Here is an 18326-nt window from a genome sequence, read left to right as displayed (position 1 = left end):
GGAATCGATCAACGTCGTGACGAGGGGGTTCCCTCCGGCCGGTACGGGGTTAGGGTGCTCCGGGTCCAACGATCGATGATCAGGAGGACCCGATGGCTCAACTGCCGCGCAGCAAGCGCGCCCTGCGCACCGGGCGGCGCCTGGTGCCCGCCCTGGCCGGGGTGGCCACGCTCGCCGCCGTGCTCGTCGTCGTCCCCGGCGACGACGGCGCGGCCCGCTCCCGCCCGCACACCGCGCCCGCCGCCGCCGACGGCCCCGCGGGACGCGGCCGGCCGGACGCGCACGACGTGGTGCTGGCCGTGCACGGCGGCGCCGGAAGCGCGCTCAGCCGGGACGACACACCGCCGGAGAAGGAGAAGGCGTACCGCGCCGGGCTCACCAGGGCGCTGCGTGCCGGGCAGCGGGTGCTGGACGCGGGCGGCAGCAGCACGAAGGCCGTCGAGAAGGCGGTCAACGAGCTGGAGAACGATCCGCTGTTCAACGCCGGCAAGGGCGCCGTGTTCACCGCGGACGCGGGCCACGAGCTGGACGCCTCCCTGATGCGCGGCTCGGACATGGCCTCCGGCGCGGTCGCGGGCGTCAAGCACGTCCGCAATCCGATCACCGCGGCCCGGCTGGTGATGGACCGGACGAAGCATGTGCTGCTGGCCGGTCAGGGCGCCGACGACTTCGCCGCCGCGCAGGGCCTCAAGCCGGTGACCCAGGACTACTTCTGGACGCAGAAGCGCTGGGACGAGCTGATGAAGGCCAAGGGGAAGGCCGGCGGAAAGGGCAAGGCGAAGGGCGCGGACTCCGACGGGCAGGTGACCAAGGGCACGGTCGGCGCCGTCGCGCTCGACGGGCACAAGGACCTGGCAGCGGCCACCTCCACGGGCGGGCTGACCAACAAGATGGCCGGCCGGGTGGGCGACTCCCCGCTGCTGGGCGCCGGCACCTACGCGAAGAACCGCACCATGGCGGCGAGCGCCACCGGGCAGGGCGAGGTGTTCATCCGGGGCGCCGCCACGGCGACCATCTCCGACCTGATGGAGTTCGACGGCCGCGACGTGGCGAGCGCCGCCTACGAGGTGCTGGTGAAGCGGCTGCCGAAGCTGGGCGGCGACGGCGGGGTGATCGCGCTGGACCGGTCGGGCACCTTCGACGCACCGCACAGCAGCGAGGGCATGCTGCACGGCTATCTGACCCGGGACGGCAAGCTCGTCACCAAGATCTTCAAGGAGGAGTCGCCGCCCAACCGGTGAGCAGCGCCGCTCAGTCCAGGGCGTCGACGCCGGTGAGCGCCCGGCCGATGAGGAGCTTCTGCACCTGGCTGGTGCCCTCGTAGAGGGTGAGGACGCGGGCGTCCCGCAGATACTTGCCGGCCGGGTACTCGTCGATGTAGCCGTAACCGCCGAACGCTTGGAGGCACTTGTTGCTCACCTCCACGGCGGTCTCGGAGGCGTGGTACTTCGCGATGGACGCCTCCGTGGCGTACCCCTTCGGTGGCACGCCCGCGTCCGCCATCCGCGCCACCTGGTGGGTGAGCAGCCGGGCGGCCCTGATGCTCACCTCGGACTCGGCGAGCAGCTCCTGCACGAGCTGGAACGAGGCCACCGGCCGGCCGAACTGCTCCCGCTCGGTGGTGTAGCGCACGGCGGCGTCCAGCGCGCCCTGGGCGAGGCCGACGGCGCCGGCGGCCACCGAGATCCGGCCCCGGCTCAGGGCGCCGAGCGCGATACCGAGACCACGGCCGACCTCGCCCAGCCGGGCGGAGTCGGGCACCCGCACGCCCTCCAGGGCGAGTTCGGCCGTGGCCTGGCCGCGCAGCCCGAGCTTGCCGTGGATCTCCCGCGCGGTGAAGCCGGGGGTGCCGGTGGGCACCAGGAAGGCGGTGATGCCGTTCTCGGAGGTGCGTGCGAAGGTGAGCGCGACCTCCGCGACGGTGCCGTTGGTGATGAACATCTTGCTGCCGTCGAGCGTCCAGTCCCCGCTGTCCGCCGCGTCCCGGACGGCGCGGGTGCGCAGCGAGCCGGCGTCGGAGCCGGTGCCGGGCTCGGTCAGCGCGAAGCAGCCGAGCGCCTCCCCGGACGCCAGCCGGGGCAGCCACCGCTGCTTCTGCTCCGCGCTGCCGTGCGCCGCGATCGTCTTGGCCACCAGGCCGAGCGAGACGGACACCAGGCCGCGCACGGCCGAATCGCCGCGCCCCAGCTCCTCGGTGACCAGCGCGTAGGAGAGCATGTCGGCCTCGACGCCGCCGTACTCCTCGGGGAGGGTGAGCCCGAGGAAGCCGAGTGCGCCCAGCCGCCGGGGCACCTCCGGGTCGATGCGTTCGGCACGGTCCCACGCGCGGGCGTGCGGCGCGATCTCCGTGTCGGCGAACTCCCGGGCCATGGCCCGTATGTCGCGCTGGGTGGGGGTCAGCTGAAAGTCCCGGTGGTCCATCGTTCTCCTTCGTCCGTCACGCCGGTGCGGGCCGGCGGCCCGCACTGTTCGGGCCGCCCCGGCCGCTTGCTCTCCCGGCAGCCGCCCCGGCCGCTCGCTCACCCGGCAGCCTCCTGCCGCTGCCCGTCCCACCGGGCGGCCCCGGCGCTCCCGGCCGTCGCCCGCGCCGGGGCCGCCCGGTGGGCGCTTCTCCTCACTGCGGCAGCGGCGCCGCCGGGGTCAGCAACGACAGCCCCAGCCGGGCGCGTTCGGTCAGCCAGCCGGTGGGGCGGTAGCGGGGGTCGCCGGTGGTCGCGTACAGGTTCCCGGCCAGGGTGTGCAGCCGGGCGGTGCCGAGGCGGTCGCCCCAGGCGAGCGGGCCGTGCGGGTAGCCGAGGCCGAGGGTGACCGCCGTGTCGATGTCGTCCGGCGCCGCGATACCGCGCTCGGCGATGCCCGTGGCGACGCCGACGACGGAGGCCAGCAGCCGCTGGGCGACGGACCCGGCGGTGTCCCGTACGACGGTGACCCGGTGCCCGCCGTCCGCCAGGACGGCCACGGCGTCGCGGACGGCGTCCGGTGCGGTCGCCGGGGTCACGGCGAGCACCCGGCGCGGGGTGTCCAGCGCCAACGGGTCGACGCCGACGGTGCGTTCGGGCGGCAGGCCGCGGTCCGCGACGGCGGCGGCGACCGTCGTCCCCCAGGTGGGCACCAGGTGCAGCGCCCCGTCCCCGGCCGCCGCGGCGTCCAGCGCGGCGCGCCACGCCTCGGCCTGCGGGCCGTCGCCGACGACGGTGCGGGGGCGGCGGGCGTCGCCGGGTTCCACGGCGGGTTCCGGGAGTTCGGCGGGCGCGGGGGCCGGCGCGCCGTCGGTGCCGGGGCGGTCGGAGTAGGCGTAGAAGCCGCGGCGGGTCTTGCGCCCCAGGAGCCCGGCGGTGACCCGGTTCGCGGTCAGCGCGGAGGGCCGCAGCCGGTCGTCGTGCCGGAAGCCGCGCCAGACGGTCTCCATGACGGAGGCGGTGACGTCCAGCCCGGTCAGGTCCATGAGTTCGAAGGGGCCCATGCGCAGCCCGAGGACGTCGCGGGCGATCCGGTCGATCGCGGCGTGGTCCGCGACGCACTGCTCCAGCAGCGCGAACGCCTCGGTCACCAGGCCGCGTCCGGCGTGGTTGACGAGGAAGCCGGGTGTGTCGGCGACGGTGACGGCGCGGTGCCCGCAGCTCTCCACGAAGGAGACCAGCCAGGGCACGGTCTCGGGCAGGGTGGCGGCGCCGGGCACCACCTCGACGACCTTCATCAGCGGGACGGGGTTGAAGAAGTGCAGCCCGGCCAGGCGCCCGGGGTCGGCGAGGCGGGCCCCGAGCGAGGTCACCGACAGCGAGGAGGTGTTGGTCGCGAACACCGTTCCGGCGGGCAGTACCCGCTCCAGCCCTGTGAACAGCTCGGCCTTGACGGCGAGTTCCTCGACGACGGCCTCGATCACCAGCTCGGGCGCGCTCTCCGTCGGCGGTGCGTACGGGCTGTCCAGCCGCACCAGCCGGCCGAGTGCGGCATCGGCACCGGCGCGGGTGAGCCGTCCCTTCTCCACCGCCCGCAGGAGCATCCGCTCGATGAACGCGACGGCCTCGCCCACCGACTCGCTGCGCGCGTCGGCGAGTTCGACGGTGTGTCCCGCCGTGACGGCCCACTGCGCGATGCCGCGGCCCATCGTGCCGGCTCCCACGACCCTGATCCGCATGCTGGAACCCCATCCTCTCGGTGCGACGGACGTGCCGGTGCGGCAGTCCCGCGGTGCGGGCGGACCCCGCCGCCGCGGCGACCGGCCGTCGGCATCCTCGCGCAACGGCGGGCTTCCGGCGTGCCGGGGCGGTGGGTTCACAGCGTGCACGCGCCCATTGATCCGTGTCCAATACCGAATTAGGGTCCGATTGATACGCGGCGCGCAAGAGTGCCGCGTCCCGCCGGAAAGCGCCGCGTCCTGCCGGACGACGGGCCCGCCGTTCCGGAGGAGCGAGCGCGAGGGAGCGCGATGGAGCTGCGGCAGCTGTCCTCGTTCGTCGCCGTCGCCGAGGAACTGCACTTCGGCCGGGCCGCCCGCCGGCTCAACATGGCGCAGCCCCCGCTCAGCCAGCAGATCCGGCGGCTGGAGCGGGAGTTGGGCGTCCAGCTCTTCGAGCGCAGCACCCGCTCGGTGCGGCTGACCGGGGCCGGGGCGTCCTTCCTGCCGCCGGTGCGCCGCATCCTGGAGGATCTGCGGGCCGCCACCCGGGCCGCCGAGGCCGCCGGGCGGGGCGAGTCCGGCCGGGTCAGCATCGGCTTCGCCGGTGCCTCCAGCCATGCGACGCTGCCACCGCTGACCCGGGCGGTACGCGCGGCGCACCCCGGCATCGAACTGGTCATGTGCGGCCAGATGTACGCCCACCGGGCACTGGCCGAGGTCGTGGACGGCTCGCTCGACCTCGGGTTCGTCCGGCTGCCGGTGCAGCGGCCCTCGGTGTCCACCCGGGTGATCGCCGAGGAGGAGCTGGTGTGCGCGCTCTGGGCCGACCACCCGCTGGCCCGGCGGCCCCGGATCGATGTGGCCGACCTCGCGGGCGAGCCCTTCGTCGGCTTTCCCGCGGGCGCCGGCTCCAGCCTGCGCGAGGCGATGACCGCCGCCTGCGAACGGGCCGGCCACACCCCGCGCATCGTCCAGGAGGCCCCCGACACCCATACGATCCTGGCCCTGGTGGCCATGGGCGTCGGCGTCACCCTGACGCTCACCTCCTGTATGCACGTCCAGCAGACCGGGCTCGTCTACCGGCCGTTGACCGGTCCGCCGGTCCTGCTGCGCTCCGCACTGGCCTGGCGCACGGACAATCCCTCGGCCGCGCTGCACAGCGTGCTGCGGATCGCCGAGGAGGTGCTGCCCGAACCCGGCGCCGGACGGGACCCCGGCTCCTGACCCGGCCCGGCAGCGGCGCACCGGCCGCCGGTCCCGCCGCGCCCCGGGCCCCTCGGCGCCCTGAGCCACCGCATCCCAGCCCCCCCTTCCGCCCCCGACCGGAAAGGCCCCGTATGCCCACCACGACCGAGGACGTCGTCATCTGCGCTCCGCTGCGCACCCCCATCGGGGGCTTCGGCGGGGCCCTGGCGCGGTGCACACCGGCCCAGTTGGCCGCCCGGGTGATCTCCGAGATCGTCTCGCGTACCGGGCTCGACCCCGACCGGGTCGACGAGGTGATCCTCGGCCAGGCGTACCCCAGCGCGGACGCGCCGGCGCTCGGCCGGGTCGCCGCGCTCGACGCGGGGCTGCCGCAGACGGTGACCGGCAGCCAGATCGACCGGCGGTGCGGCTCCGGCCTCCAGGCGGTGCTGGACGCGGCCATGCAGATCCGGGCCGGCTTCAGCGAGGTCGTCGTCGCCGGCGGTGCCGAGGTGATGAGCGCGGCGCCCTACTACACCCACCAGGGCCGCTGGGGCATCAAGGGCCCCGGCCTCCGGCTGGACGACTCGCTGGCCCGCGGCCGGGTCACCGCGGGCGGCCGGTACCACCCGGTGCCCGGCGGCATGATCGAGACGGCGGAGAATCTGCGCCGCGCGTTCGCGGTGGGCCGGGCGGAGCAGGACGCGCTGGCCCTGCGCTCCCAGCAGCGGGCCGGACACGCCCTGGAGCAGGGCCTGTTCGCCGACGAGACGGTGCCGGTGACGGTCCGCGCCCGCGGCGGCGAGCGCAGCGTGACGGCGGACGAGCACCCACGCCCCGACACCACGGCCGAGGCGCTGGCGGCCCTGCGTCCCGTCCGCGCGGCCCAGGACCCGGAGGCGACGGTGACGGCGGGCAACGCCAGCGGCCAGAACGACGCGGCCGCCGCCTGCCTGGTGACCGGTGCGGCGACGGCCGAACGGCTCGGCCTGGAGCCGCTGGTGCGGCTGGTCTCCTTCGCGCGGGCCGGGGTGCCGGCCCGGATGATGGGCCTGGGCCCGGTGACGGCGTGCCGGGACGCGCTGGCCAAGGCCGGGCTGGGTCTGGACGCGATGGATCTGATCGAGCTGAACGAGGCGTTCGCCGCACAGGTGCTGGCCTGCACGCGAGCCCTGGGGCTGACCGAGGAGGACCACGAGCGGCGGATCAACGTCAACGGTTCGGGCATCTCGCTGGGCCATCCCGTCGGCGCGACGGGCGCCCGCATCCTGGCCACGCTCGCCCACACCATGCGCCGCACGGGGGCGCGGTACGGGCTGGAGACGATGTGCATCGGGGGCGGGCAGGGCCTCGCCGCCGTCTTCGAGCGGGTCTGAGCCGGGCCGGCGGACGGGCCGGCCCCGGCGGGGTCACCCGGCAGCGGACTCGGCCCGCGCCAATTCCTCGGCCTCCTCGGCCATGTCGCGCAGCATGCCGCGGGTCTCCTCGGGCGGCATGGAGCGGGTCACCAGACGGTCGGTCACCCGCCGGTAGTTCTCGATCTCCTCGTCGTCCTCCAGATACCGGGCGCTGTCCAGCTGCTCCAGATAGACGATGTCGGGCAGCTCGCTCTCCGGCAGCCGCAGCAGCGTGACGGGGCCGCCGGCGGCGGCGTGGCCGCCCGCGCTGAACGGCATGATCTGCACCGTCACATGGGGCAGTTCGCTCAGCGTCAGCAGATGCGTCAGCTGGGCGCGCATCACGGCGGGGCCGCCGACCAGCCGCCGCAGCGCCCCCTCGTCGATCACCGCCCACAGGTGCGGGGCGCGCGGGCCGAAGAGGATCTGCTGGCGCCGCATCCGCAGCGCGACCCGGCGGCGCAGCCCGGCCTCCGGCTCCTCGGCGTGGGCGAGTTCGATGACGGCGCGGGCGTACTCGCGGGTCTGCAACAGGCCCGGCACGAACTGCACCTCGTAGGTGCGGATGACGCTCGCCGCCTGCTCCAGGCCGATGTAGGTGTGCAGCCAGCCGGGCACCACGCCCTGGTAGGACTGCCACCAGCCGGGGGTGTTGGCCTGCTGCGCGAGGGCCGTGAGGACGGCGCGTTCGTTCTCGTCGGTGACGCCGTAGATGGTCAGCAGATCGGCGACGTCCCGCTGGGCGCAGCCGATCCGGCCCTGCTCCAGCTGCGCGATCCTGTCCGGGGTGGTGCGGATGGCCTCGGCCGCCTCGGCCGGCGATATGTACTGCGCCTCGCGCAGCCGCCGCAGCCGGATGCCCAGCACCATGCGCGGCACGGCCGGCGAGGCGACCGCTCCCGCCCACGTCCTGTCCGTCGTCGTCTCGCCGACGCCCGCAGCACCGCCCGTGACGTCAATGATCCGCATCCTGCCGCTCCCGTACCGTAGCCGCATAGGTCTCGCCACCTTCCAAGTTTCCCTCCCCGTTACACCGCTCCCACACCGGGGTACTTGCCCAACTCGGCCCGAACTCAGGCACGAGTGTGCCGACGGTCCGTGCCAGGGGCACATCCCGGCGCGTCCGACGGCCCGTACCGGACAGGTGACTTGCCCCGGGGGCCCGGGCGGGGTAAACGCGTCGTCCATGGACACCTCACCCACGGCGCGGGCGGATCGCGCCGCGCGGACACCGGAGGCGGACGAGGCGGCGCGGGCCACCGCGCGGCTCCGAGCGGCCGGTGTGCACGGCGTGGCACTCACCTTCGTCGACAACGCGGGGCTCACCCGGGTCAAGGCCGTCCCGCCGGCGCGGCTGCCGGAGGCGGTGCGCGCCGGCGTCGGGATGTCCCCCTGCTTCGACACCTATCTCGTCGACGACTCCATGGTGACCGGCCCGCACCTGGGCGGGCCCGACGGCGATCTGCGGCTGGTGCCCGATCTGGAACGGCTGACGGTGCTGGCCGCTCAGCCCGGCTGGGCCTGGGCACCGGTGGACCGCCGGGAGCAGGACGGCACCCGGTACGCGGGCTGTCAGCGCGGGTTCGCCCGGCGCATGGCCCGGCGGGCGCTGGAGGAGCACGGGATCGAGCTGCGGATGGGGTTCGAGACGGAGTGGATCGTCACCCGCGGTCCGCTGCCGCCGCCCGGCGCCGAACCGGAGTACCCGACGGCCGGCCCGGCCTACGGCATGGCACGGCTGGTGGAGACCTCGGCGTATCTGCGCGCCGTCCTCGAAGCGCTCGCCGCGCAGGGGGTGGAGGTGTTGCAGGCCCATCCCGAGTACGCGCGGGGCCAGTTCGAGGTGTCGGTGGCGCCGGCCGATCCGGTGGGCGCCGCCGATCTGGCGGTGCTGGTGCGCGAGACCGTCCGCGCGGTCTCCCTGCGGCACGGGCTCACCCCCGCGTTCGGCCCGGTGGTCGACCCGTCGGGGGTGGGCAGCGGCGGGCATCTGCATCTGAGCCTGTGGCGGGACGGGCGGGCGCTGTGCGGGGGCGGCGACGGACCGTTCGGCATGAGCCGGGAGTGCGAGGGCTTCCTGGCCGGGGTGCTGGAGGAGCTGCCCGCGCTGCTGGCGCTGGGCGTCCCCTCCCCCGCGGGCTATCTGCGGCTGCGGCCCTCGCGCTGGGCGGGCGCCTACCGGTGCTGGGGGCTGGAGAACCGCGAGGCGGCGCTGCGCTTCGTCGCGGGTGCGGCCGGCGCCCCGGAGGCCGCCAACGCGGAACTCAAGTGCGTGGACGGCAGCGCCAATCCGTATCTGCTGGTGGGCGGAGTGATCGCCGCCGGGCTCGCCGGGCTGGGCCGCGGCCCGGAGCGACCGCGGCTGCCGGAACCCGTCGCGGGCGATCCCGCACACCGGGGCGGGCAGCCGCGGCTGCCCGCCTCCCTGGCCGAGTCCCTGCGGCACTTCGAGCGTTCGCGGACGCTGCGGGCGGCGCTGGGCGGGCCGCTGGCGGACGCGATCGCCGCCGTCCGGGCGGGCGAGATCGCGCTGTTCGACGGTGCGACGCCCGTCGAGATCGCCGCTGCCACCTGCGGGAGGTACTGAGATGTCCGGCTTCCCGCCGCTGGTGGACCAGCACTGCCACGGCGTACTGCGCTCGGGGCCCGCGGGGCGCTCCGGCTTCGAGAGCTGTCTGACGGAGGCGCACGCGCTGCCCCGCCCGGCCGCTCCCGGCGCCTCTCCGTTCGACACCCAGCTGGGGTTCGCGCTGCGCCGCTGGTGCGCGCCCGTGCTCGGTCTGGAGCCGCACTGCCCGCCGGAGGAATACCTGCTGCGGCGGGCCGAGTTGGGCACGGCGGAGGTCACCCGCCGGATGCTGCGCGCCAGCGGGATCAGCGCGTATCTGGTGGACACCGGGCTGCCGGGTGCGCTGCTGACCCCGGGCGAGATCGCCGAGACTGCCGGTGCCGAGGCGTACGAGATCGTCCGGCTGGAGCGGCTGGCGGAGCGGGCGGCGGACACCGCGCGGGATGTGCACGCCTTTCTCTCCGGGGTCTCCGACGCGCTGCACGCGGCCACCCGGACCGCCCGCGGCTTCAAGTCCGTCGTCGCCTACCGCTGCGGGCTGGACTTCGAGCCCGCCCCGCCGAACACCTCACTGGTGCGCACCCACGCCGAACGCTGGCTGACGAGCCGTTCACCGGGAGACCGGCTGACCGATCCGGTGCTGGTGCGGCATCTGCTGTGGTCGGCCGTCCGCACGGGGCTGCCGTTGCAGCTGCACACCGGTTTCGGCGATCCGGATCTGCGGCTGGACCGCTGCGATCCGCTGCTGCTGACGGACTTCGTCCGGGCGACGGAGGCGTACGGCACCCCGCTGGTGCTGCTGCACTGCTATCCGTACCACCGCGGCGCCGGCTACCTGGCCGCCGTCTTCCCGCACGTCCATGTGGACTTCGGGCTGACGGTGCCGTACGTGGGGGCGCGCTCGGGAGCGGTGCTGGCCGAACTGCTGGAGCTGGTCCCGTTCGGCAAGCTGCTGTTCTCCACCGACGCGTACGGGCTTCCCGAGCTGTACGTGGTGGGGGCGCGGCTCTTCGAGGAGGCCGTCTCGGGGGTGACCGGGGAGTGGGTCGACCGGGGCGCGTGGTCGGCGCCGGACGCCGAGCGGGTCACCGGGCTGATCGCGGGCGGTTCAGCGGCACGGCTGTACGGCTTGGACGGGTTGGACGGGTTGGAAGGATCCGGCGGGCCGGGCGGGCCGGATGTGTCGGACGGGCCGCGCACCGAGGTCTAGCCGGGACACCGGCCCGGCCGCCGGAGCACGCACGCTTCACCGCTCCGCTCGCGCCGCGCCCGCACGCGGGCGCACGGCACCGGGGCCGCACACGCGGTGTGTGCGGCCCCGGGCGCGCGGGTGCGAACCCCGGCGAGAGGTGCGGGGGACGACCGTCCGTGCGGCGGTCGTCGCACGGCCTCACGGCCGTCGGGCTCAGCCGCCGATGTTGACGTCGACGCAGGCGTAGAACGCGTTGGCCGTGTCGGCCACGTTCCAGACGGCGAGGACGGTCTTCTTGCCGGTGATGCCGCCGAAGTCGACGTTGTGCGACAGCTCGTTCGGCGGCTGCTCGCCGCCCTGGTCGAACTCGGCGATCTGCTTGCCGTCGATGAAGTACTGCCAGGTGGTGGTGCGGTGGGCGGCCGTCAGCTTCCAGTTGAAGGTCGCGGAGGAACCGACGTTCGCGACGTTCCAGCCCTTGTTGTCGTCGCGCAGCTCGGCCCACTCGTCGTGACCGCCGGCGCAGTCCTGGAGGCCCTTCGGTCCCTCGACGCTCTGCGGCTCGTACTTGATGGAGCCGCACTCGACCACACCGGCCGCGCACTGGGCCTGCCGGCTGGCCGGGTCACTGATGTAGCCGTGGGCGCTGGCGGGGGTCACCGACAGTCCGAGGACGAACAGCGGGGAGAGCCCGGCGCCGAGAATCGCGGCCAGCTTCCTCTTCTTGTGCATGTCAACTCCTTGCCGGTTGAGGCCGCCGTTCCCCGGGCGCTGCCGGGATGGCCTCGTCGAGTGGGGGGTAGGGAGCACGGAGCAACTGCGGTGCGGCGCCGACGGGTTCGGCGGCGCGCCGGACGCCCGGCGTTCCGACCGGTCAGGGAACCGGACAGCGGGGTTCCGCACTCACCAATTGGTCTAGACTTTACCGGCTGTCAGTGCACCGTCAAGGGGTCGTGCACAGCCGGGAGTCGGGCCCGGCGGCGACCGTTCGGGACCGGCGCGGAACCGGTGGGAACGGCCGGAAACCGGCCCGGAACCGGCCCGGAACGGAGCGCCCGCACGCCCGCCGCTCCCCTTCCCCGGCACACGAAGGCCCCGCCGCCACCCGGCGACGGGGCCCCGCGCGGACTTCACCGCACGCGTTCGAGCAGCCCCTCGGCGAGGTCGTGCCCGGCCTGTTCACGCAGCAGGTAGTGGATCTTCTTCCCGGTGGCGGTGACGGGGAAGGAGTCCACGAACCGGTAGGCGCGGGGCCGCTTGTAGGCGGCGAGCATGGGATGGCTGCGGCAGTGCCGCTCGCAGTCGGCCACGGTCAGCTCCGCGTCCTTACGGATGACGTAGGCGGTCACCAACTGCCCCCACTCCGGGTCCTGTGCGCCCACCACCACGGCGTCCGCGATCCCGGGGTGCTCGGTCAGCACGTCCTCGACCTGGACCGGGTGCACGTTCTCACCGCCGGAGAGGATCATGTCGTCCCGCCGGCCGACCAGCGTGACGTACTCCTGTTCGTCCCACGTGGCCAGATCCCCGATGTACAGCCAGCCGTCCCGGTAGTTGGCCGCCTCCTCGTCGGGGCGGCCGATGTACCCGTACGCCGACTTGGGCGAGCGGACGATCACTTCACCGATCTCCGTGCCGTCCTTCGCCGCCAGATCGTCCGGCGCGGCCCGCCGCCCGTCCTCGTACACCCGCACCACCGCCACGTCGTCGTCCGTGCACGCGCGCCCCGCGCTGCCCGCGTGCTCGGGGAGGTCCGTCGGGCGCAGGAAGGTGTTCCAGAACGCCTCCGTCGTGCCGTAGCCGTTGAAGATGCGCGGTGTGAGGACGCGCTGGTAGCGCAGACAGGCGGCGCGGCCCAGCGGCGCGCCCATCGTCACGATGCCGCGCAGCGTGGACAGATCACGGGCGCGTGCCTCCTGGGCGTCGGCGAGCCGCTCCAGGTTGGTCGGGGCGCCGATCAGAAACGTGAGGCCTCGCTGTTCCACGAGATCCAGCACGGTGTCCGCGTCGAAGTGCCGCAGCGGGACGACCTCGCCGCCCACGTAGAAGACGGGGTTGGGGCCGCCCGAGTACAGCCCGCCGCGGTGGAACCAGGGCGTCATGTTGAGCGTGCGGTCCTCGGGCGTCAGCGGGAAGTGCATGATCACGTCGTGCGCTGAGAGCACCTCGGTGGCGTTGTTGAGCGGAACACCCTTGGGCAGCCCCGTCGTTCCCGAGGTGTACAGCCGGGTGGTCTCGCCGTAGATCCCGGCGTCCGGCTCCGGCAGCGGCGGCAGCTGCGCCCCGCGGGAGAGCAGTTCGCCGAACGGGAGCGAGCCGGGCAGCGGGGCGTCGCCGGGGGCGCCCGAGTCGACGTGGACGACGACCCCGGGCCGGTGCTCGGCCAGTTCCAGGGCCCGGCCCGCCGCCGGGGTGAGCGAGGTGTCGTGGACGTAGACGGCCGGGCGGCCCGAGTCCAGCACATGCGCGGTCTCGCCCGGCGCGAGCCGGAAGTTGACCGGTGAGCCCACCGCGCCGAGCCGCTGGGTGGCCAGATAGAGCAGCGCGAACTCCGGCCCGTTCAGCAACTGGTGCACCACGAGATCGCCCGGGCGCACCCCGACGGCCGCGAGACCGGCGGCCAGCCGCCCGACGTCCCGGCCGAGCTGTGCGTACGTCCAGCCGCGGCCGGTCGCGGGGTCGTACAGCGCGGTGGCGTCGGCGTACCGGTGGGTGTTGCGCGCGAAGCCCGACCAGTAGGTGAAGTTCCGCTCGAAGACGGAGCGGAAGGCGGCGGGGTCGTAGGCCGGGGTACCGGGAGAGCCGGGGGTGCCGGAGGCGCCGGGAGTACCGGGAGTGCCGGGGGTGGGCGCGGGGTCGGTGTGCATCCGGTCGTTCCTTCTCGGACGGGACCCGGCGCAGGATCCGCACGGTATGCGCCGAAAGTCCTCGATGTCCGCGTCGTTCCTGATGGCCAACTGCCATCCTGCTGCCCGGAGCACGCGTCACGGCCGACGGCACGCGAACCGGCACACCGGACCCGCGCCACGGACGGACAGCACAACCACCACGAAGCCCGTACTATTTCGGCCGCACGGCGCGATGTCGCCCACAACCGCCCCCGGACGCAGGGCTCACCACCGCCCCGCCCGGCCCCTCGCTCCCTTTTCCCCCGCCTGTCAGTTGCGCAGCGCCTGCCGGACCCCGTCCTCGTGCGGCCCCAGGAAGTGCGGATCGGGGGTGAACGCGGCCTCGAAGGCGGCCTTCACCGCGCCCGGGATCTCCCGCAGTTGAGCCGCGTACCAGGTCGCGTCGCGCGGCTCGGTCACCCCCACGCCGCGGGCCCGTACACCGGCCGCCCGGCACAGCGCCGTCGCCCGCCGGATATGGAAGTCCTGGCTGACCAGCAGCGCCCGGCGGACCCCGAAGACGCGCCGCGCACGGCTGCACGAGTCCCAGGTGTCGAAGCCCGCGTGGTCGGCGACGATCCGCCGCGCCGGGACGCCGTGCCGGGTCAGATAGCGGCGCATCGCGGACGGCTCGTCGTAGTCACGCCGACCGTTGTCGCCCGTCACCAGCACCGCCCGCACGGTGCCCCGCGCGTACAGCTCGGCCGCCGCGTCCAGCCGGTGCGCCAGATACGGGGAGGGCTCACCGTCCCACAGCCCCGCACCGAAGACGACGGCGACCGGGGCCGGGGGCGCCTGAGCGACACCGGGCGCCAGTTGCCCGCGCGTGGAGACCCGCAGCCAGGCGGCGGGCAGCAGCGCCAGCACACAGCCGAGCACCGCCACCCGGAGCGCCGTGCGGCGCCCGCGGCGGGTACGGGGCAGCCGGAGCCGGCGGACCAGGGCACGCGGGACGCGGGCGGTACGCAGCGCGCGGAGGGCGCGGAGGGCGCGCCGGACGGCGGACGGGGAAGCGGGCGTGATCGGCACACCGGGAAGCACGCGGACGGCCGGGCGACCGGTTGCGCGCCCGCACCGTCCGCACCGCTTGCCCGGGTTGTGATTCCTGCCCCGGTGGCGGCGCTTGCCGCGGTTGTGGCTCCTGCCCCGGTTCCGATGCTTGCCGACGCTTGGTCCCGTTGCGCCGGCGGGCCGCTCTCCCGCTTCCGCCCCGTTCTCGCGGGAGCATCCCGGGCCCGGTACGGTGCCGGGAATGCCGGCGGGGACCCCTGTGTTCCTCCGGTGCCAGGGCGCGACCCGCCCTGCTGCCCCGAAGCAGGAGAAAGCATGAGCACCATCGAGCTGACCAAGGACAATTTCGAGGAGATCGTCTCGGACAACGGATTCGTCCTGATCGACTTCTGGGCGTCGTGGTGCGGTCCCTGCCGTAGCTTCGGGCCCGTCTACGAGGCCGCCTCGGAGCGGCACGAGGACCTCACCTTCGCCAAGGTGGACACCGAGGACCAGCAGGAGCTGGCGGCGGCGTTCGAGGTCCAGTCGATCCCGACGCTCGCGATCATCCGGGACAAGACCCTGATCTTCTCCCAGCCCGGCGCGCTCCCCGAGGCCGCGCTGGAGGATCTCATCGGCCAGGCACGCGCGCTGGACATGGACGAGGTCCGCAAGAGCGTCGAGGAGCAGGAGGCCCAGGCCGACGGCGGGGCCTGAGCACAGCAGCGCACCGGCGCCGGGCCCACCCGGCGTCCACCGCCGCCCGCACGGCTCACGACGGCCGCCCGGCATCCCGCCGGGCGGCCGTCGTCGTGTGACACGGCGGACGGGCCACGGACGTGGACGAGTCGCAGAAGCGGACGGGCCACGGACGCGGGCTGGCCGCAGAAGCGGACGGGCCACGGACGCGAGCTGGTCGCAGACGCGGGCGGGCCAGGAGCGGGAGGCGGGTCGCGGGCGCGCAACAGGCGCGGGCGCGCGGCGCGGCGTCAGCGCGCGGAGCCCTCGGGCCCCTCCGGGCTCCCCGCCGGTTCCGGTTCAGCTTCCGACTCCGGCTCCCGCCCCGGGCGGCGCCGGGCGTCGAGCGTGAGCAGTGCGGCGCCGAGGCCGGCCGCGACCACGGAGCCGGCCAGGATCCCCACCTTGGCGTCGCCCGCGTGCGCCGAGCCCTCCCCGAAGGCCAGCGCGGTGATGAAGAGCGCGACCGTGAAGCCGACACCGCCGAGCGCCGCCAGCCCCAGCGTCAGCAGCGCACCGAACCGGCCGGGCAGCGCGCCGAGCCGCAGCCGGACGGCCAGCCAGGTGAACAGCGCGATGCCGGTGGTCTTGCCGGCCACGAGCCCGAGCAGCACCCCGGCGGTCACCGTCGAGCCCACGGCCTCCCCCAGCGCCCCGCCGGTGAGCGGCACCCCGGCGTTGGCCAGCGCGAACACCGGCAGCACGAGGTAGCTGCTCCAGGGGTGCAGCGCGGTCTGGAGCCGTTCGGCGACGGGCACCGTCTCGCCCAGCAGGAACCGGTACCGGCTCAGCTCGGTGACCGACGGGCGCTCCCCCGTCGCGGGCGCGATCCGGCGCAGCCGGCGGCGGGCCTCGACGGGACGCAGCAGGGAGCGCGCCGGGCACAGCAGCCCCATCGCGACCCCCGCGAGGGTGGCGTGCACACCGGACTCGAACAGGGCGAGCCACAGCGCGAGCCCGAGCAGCAGGTACAGCTGCACGGCCCACACCCGCAGCCATCGCAGCACCCCGGCGAGCAGCACGAGCAGTACGGCGGCGGCCAGCCACAACGGCCGCAGGTCGTCGGTGTAGAAGACGGCGATGACCGTGATCGCGCCCAGGTCGTCGGCGATCGCCAGGGTGAGCAGGAAGACGCGGGCGGTGTTGGGGACGCGGGAGCCCAGCAGGCTGAGGACGCCGAGCGCGAAGGCGATGTCGGTCGCCATCGGGATGCCCCAGCCGCGCCCCGCCTCGCCCCCGGAGTTGAGCAGGAGATAGAGCAGCGCGGGGACGAGCATGCCGCCGAGGGCGGCGATGACGGGTACGGCGGCGAACCGCCGGTCGCGCAGCTCGCCCGCGACGGCGTTGTACTTGATCTCCAGCCCGACGACGAGGAAGAAGACGGCCATCAGCCCGTCGTTGACCGCCTCGCGCAGGTCGGCCTCGATGTGGAGGGGGCCGATGCGCAGCTCGGCCACGGTGGTCCACAGCGTCTCGTAGGAGGAGCGTCCGCCGCAGTTGACCCACAGCAGGGCCGCGCACGTGGCGGCCAGCAGCAGGACCGCGCCGGACGCCTCGACCCGGAGGAAGGCCGCGAACGGCCGGGCCACATACCGTGCGACCCGGCGGTCGCTCATGGACAGGACGGGGCCCCTGCGCCAGATCTCCTCCGGGGGCCCGTGGTCTTCGCCGCTCACGCGGCGATGCTAGGGCGCCGAAGGACGAATCCGGACGAACCGGGGCGGCGGTGCCGCCGACGGCGGGTGCCCTCGCGGGGGCACCCGCCGGGGTGCGGCGACCCGGCCTCACGACCGGGTCCGGCGGCCGGGACCCGACCGGGACCCGGTCGGGGGCTCAGCGGCCGGCCGGGGCGCCCGCCGCGGTCCGTCGAGGCGTGAGCCGGAAGTCCTGCCGGACGGGGTGGCCGTCGCGCGCCATGACCCGGGCGACGGCGGCGAGCCGCTCGGGGCTGCTGGCGATGACGTTGACGAAGTGGTCGGGCAGCCCCGTCGCCGCGTACTCGCCGTTCTCGTCGGTGATCGCCCGCATCAGCTCGCGGCCGTGCGTCCCGGTGACCGTGAGGGCGACGCCGGGGAGCGGCTCGCCGCGCTCGTCGGTGACGCGCCCGGTCAGCGTCGGCTCCTGGCGGCCCAGCCGGTGGGTGTGCGGGGCGACGGCGCTGGGCTGCGGCAGCTCGAACGAGGGGTCCTCGACCGGCGGTTCCTCGACGGCGGCGGCCTCCTCCCGCTCGGCGGCCTCCTTCCGCTCGGCACGCCGGTCCTTCCAGGCGCCGAGCGCGATGAGGGCGAGACCGGCGACGACCCAGACGGCGATCACGAGCGCGTGCCGCCACACGTCCTTGCCGTCGAAGTAGAACAGTCCGCGCAGCCCCTCGATCAGATTGCCCATCGGCATGATCGGATGCAGGGCCCGGAAGAAGCCGGGGACCATCTGCACGGGTATCGCGCCACCGCTGGACGGCATGGACAGCAGCACGAACAGGCCCATGGCCACGCCGGGGAAGAACGACTTGAAGAACGGCACGAGTCCGAACGACGTCAGGGCGACGGCCTGGGTCATCAGGAAGACGAGCGGGATCGCCAGCGGCTCGTTCGGTATGACGTCCATCGAGCGGGCCACGAAGAAGGCGACGACGCTCTCGACGACGCCGATGGCCACCAGCGTGAGCACCTTCTTGCGCCGCCCGAACGTGGTGGCCCTCAGCAGCATCATCACGCTGACGTAGCTCGGGATGGTGCAGGAGAGGACGACGTAGAACAGGCCGGTGCCCATGCCGTCGCCGGGGGCGGTGGGCGCCACGTCGTGCATCTGGAGCTTTCCGCCGCTCTGCTGCGCGACGGCCGTGAACGTCTTCTGGAGGACCGACTCCAGCGAGTAGCCGTCGGCCTTGGCGACGAACAGCTGCGGGGTCTTCGGGTCGGGCACGTAGCCGGCCGTCATGTCACGGCTGGTGACCGCGTCGCGTGCCGCGTCGGCGTCGGCGACCTGGTGGATGTCGAAGGCGCCGGGGCTCTGCTTCTCCAGCGCCTGGTCCAGCTGCTCCGCCGCGGGCCCGGCCACGGCCACGTCCACGTGGTGCGGCGTCGGGTTGTGGAAGGGGAGCAGGTAGCAGACGAGGAAGCCGGTGAAGAAGAACGCCGGGAACCAGAGCGTCTGCGCCAGGGTGCGTACGGTCGCACCGAGCGAGGAGGCGCCCCCGCTGCCCGGTTCCGCCTTGTGTTCCGCCATGGACGTGGTCCGCCTCCTT

Annotated in this window: 14 protein-coding genes; 6 read left to right on the top strand and 8 right to left on the bottom strand. The window is 74.4% G+C overall.

Going from position 1 to position 18326, the window contains the following annotated elements:
• Nucleotides 1-92: 92 nt before the first annotated feature.
• On the top strand, nt 93-1241 hold the full coding sequence (locus SCA03_RS01105; RefSeq protein WP_030890588.1) for an isoaspartyl peptidase/L-asparaginase family protein: 1149 nt from the start codon (nt 93-95) through the stop codon (nt 1239-1241).
• 10 nt (nt 1242-1251) lie between these two features.
• On the opposite strand, the gene SCA03_RS01100 is transcribed toward SCA03_RS01105, so the two are convergent.
• Nucleotides 1252-2421 (bottom strand): acyl-CoA dehydrogenase family protein, encoded by a 1170-nt coding sequence (locus tag SCA03_RS01100; RefSeq protein WP_086814888.1) that lies wholly within the window; start codon nt 2419-2421, stop codon nt 1252-1254.
• Nucleotides 2422-2614: 193 nt separating this feature from the next.
• Nucleotides 2615-4138 (bottom strand): 3-hydroxyacyl-CoA dehydrogenase, encoded by a 1524-nt coding sequence (locus SCA03_RS01095; protein ID WP_086814887.1) that lies wholly within the window; start codon nt 4136-4138, stop codon nt 2615-2617.
• A 291-nt stretch (nt 4139-4429) separates the two neighbouring features.
• On the opposite strand from SCA03_RS01095, the gene SCA03_RS01090 reads away from it, so the two are divergent.
• Together SCA03_RS01090 and SCA03_RS01085 are read left to right on the top strand one after the other, a co-directional pair.
• Complete coding sequence (locus SCA03_RS01090) at nt 4430-5344, top strand: LysR family transcriptional regulator (RefSeq protein WP_030890021.1); 915 nt, start codon at nt 4430-4432, stop codon at nt 5342-5344.
• A gap of 113 nt (nt 5345-5457) precedes the next feature.
• Nucleotides 5458-6681, top strand: a complete 1224-nt coding sequence (locus SCA03_RS01085) for an acetyl-CoA C-acetyltransferase (RefSeq protein ID WP_030890023.1) — start codon at nt 5458-5460, stop codon at nt 6679-6681.
• A 33-nt stretch (nt 6682-6714) separates the two neighbouring features.
• Here SCA03_RS01085 and SCA03_RS01080 read toward each other — a convergent pair whose 3' ends face one another.
• Nucleotides 6715-7671 carry a Sco1979 family transcriptional regulator gene (locus tag SCA03_RS01080; protein ID WP_078873984.1) on the bottom strand — a complete coding sequence of 319 codons (957 nt, stop codon included), beginning with the start codon at nt 7669-7671 and terminating at the stop codon, nt 6715-6717.
• A 217-nt stretch (nt 7672-7888) separates the two neighbouring features.
• On the opposite strand from SCA03_RS01080, the gene SCA03_RS01075 reads away from it, so the two are divergent.
• Nucleotides 7889-9289 carry a type I glutamate--ammonia ligase gene (locus SCA03_RS01075; protein WP_141275160.1) on the top strand — a complete coding sequence of 467 codons (1401 nt, stop codon included), beginning with the start codon at nt 7889-7891 and terminating at the stop codon, nt 9287-9289.
• Between the two features lies 1 nt (nt 9290).
• Nucleotides 9291-10481: an amidohydrolase family protein gene (locus SCA03_RS01070; protein ID WP_086818200.1), complete on the top strand. Its 1191-nt coding sequence runs from the start codon at nt 9291-9293 to the stop codon at nt 10479-10481.
• Between the two features lie 195 nt (nt 10482-10676).
• Here the strand turns inward: SCA03_RS01070 and SCA03_RS01065 are convergent, their stop codons facing one another.
• The 3 genes from SCA03_RS01065 to SCA03_RS01055 form a co-directional block, all read right to left on the bottom strand.
• Complete coding sequence (locus tag SCA03_RS01065) at nt 10677-11195, bottom strand: lytic polysaccharide monooxygenase auxiliary activity family 9 protein (RefSeq protein ID WP_030890030.1); 519 nt, start codon at nt 11193-11195, stop codon at nt 10677-10679.
• A 398-nt stretch (nt 11196-11593) separates the two neighbouring features.
• Nucleotides 11594-13330: a class I adenylate-forming enzyme family protein gene (locus SCA03_RS01060; RefSeq protein WP_086818199.1), complete on the bottom strand. Its 1737-nt coding sequence runs from the start codon at nt 13328-13330 to the stop codon at nt 11594-11596.
• Between the two features lie 291 nt (nt 13331-13621).
• The gene (locus SCA03_RS01055; protein WP_371863887.1) at nt 13622-14293 is read right to left on the bottom strand and encodes a SanA/YdcF family protein; all 672 of its coding nucleotides are present in this window, start codon (nt 14291-14293) and stop codon (nt 13622-13624) included.
• 384 nt (nt 14294-14677) lie between these two features.
• Between SCA03_RS01055 and trxA the strand changes: the two genes are divergently transcribed.
• Nucleotides 14678-15058, top strand: a complete 381-nt coding sequence (trxA, locus tag SCA03_RS01045; protein WP_030890038.1) for a thioredoxin — start codon at nt 14678-14680, stop codon at nt 15056-15058.
• A gap of 272 nt (nt 15059-15330) precedes the next feature.
• On the opposite strand, the gene nhaA is transcribed toward trxA, so the two are convergent.
• Nucleotides 15331-16755 carry a Na+/H+ antiporter NhaA gene (gene nhaA, locus SCA03_RS01040; RefSeq protein ID WP_141275159.1) on the bottom strand — a complete coding sequence of 475 codons (1425 nt, stop codon included), beginning with the start codon at nt 16753-16755 and terminating at the stop codon, nt 15331-15333.
• 157 nt (nt 16756-16912) lie between these two features.
• The gene (locus SCA03_RS01035; protein WP_086816543.1) at nt 16913-18307 is read right to left on the bottom strand and encodes a carboxypeptidase regulatory-like domain-containing protein; all 1395 of its coding nucleotides are present in this window, start codon (nt 18305-18307) and stop codon (nt 16913-16915) included.
• Nucleotides 18308-18326: the final 19 nt, after the last annotated feature.

It is taken from the genome of Streptomyces cacaoi (genome assembly GCF_006539165.1).
Lineage (GTDB): Bacteria > Actinomycetota > Actinomycetes > Streptomycetales > Streptomycetaceae > Streptomyces > Streptomyces cacaoi.
This window is presented reverse-complemented; position numbering and strand designations above follow the sequence as displayed.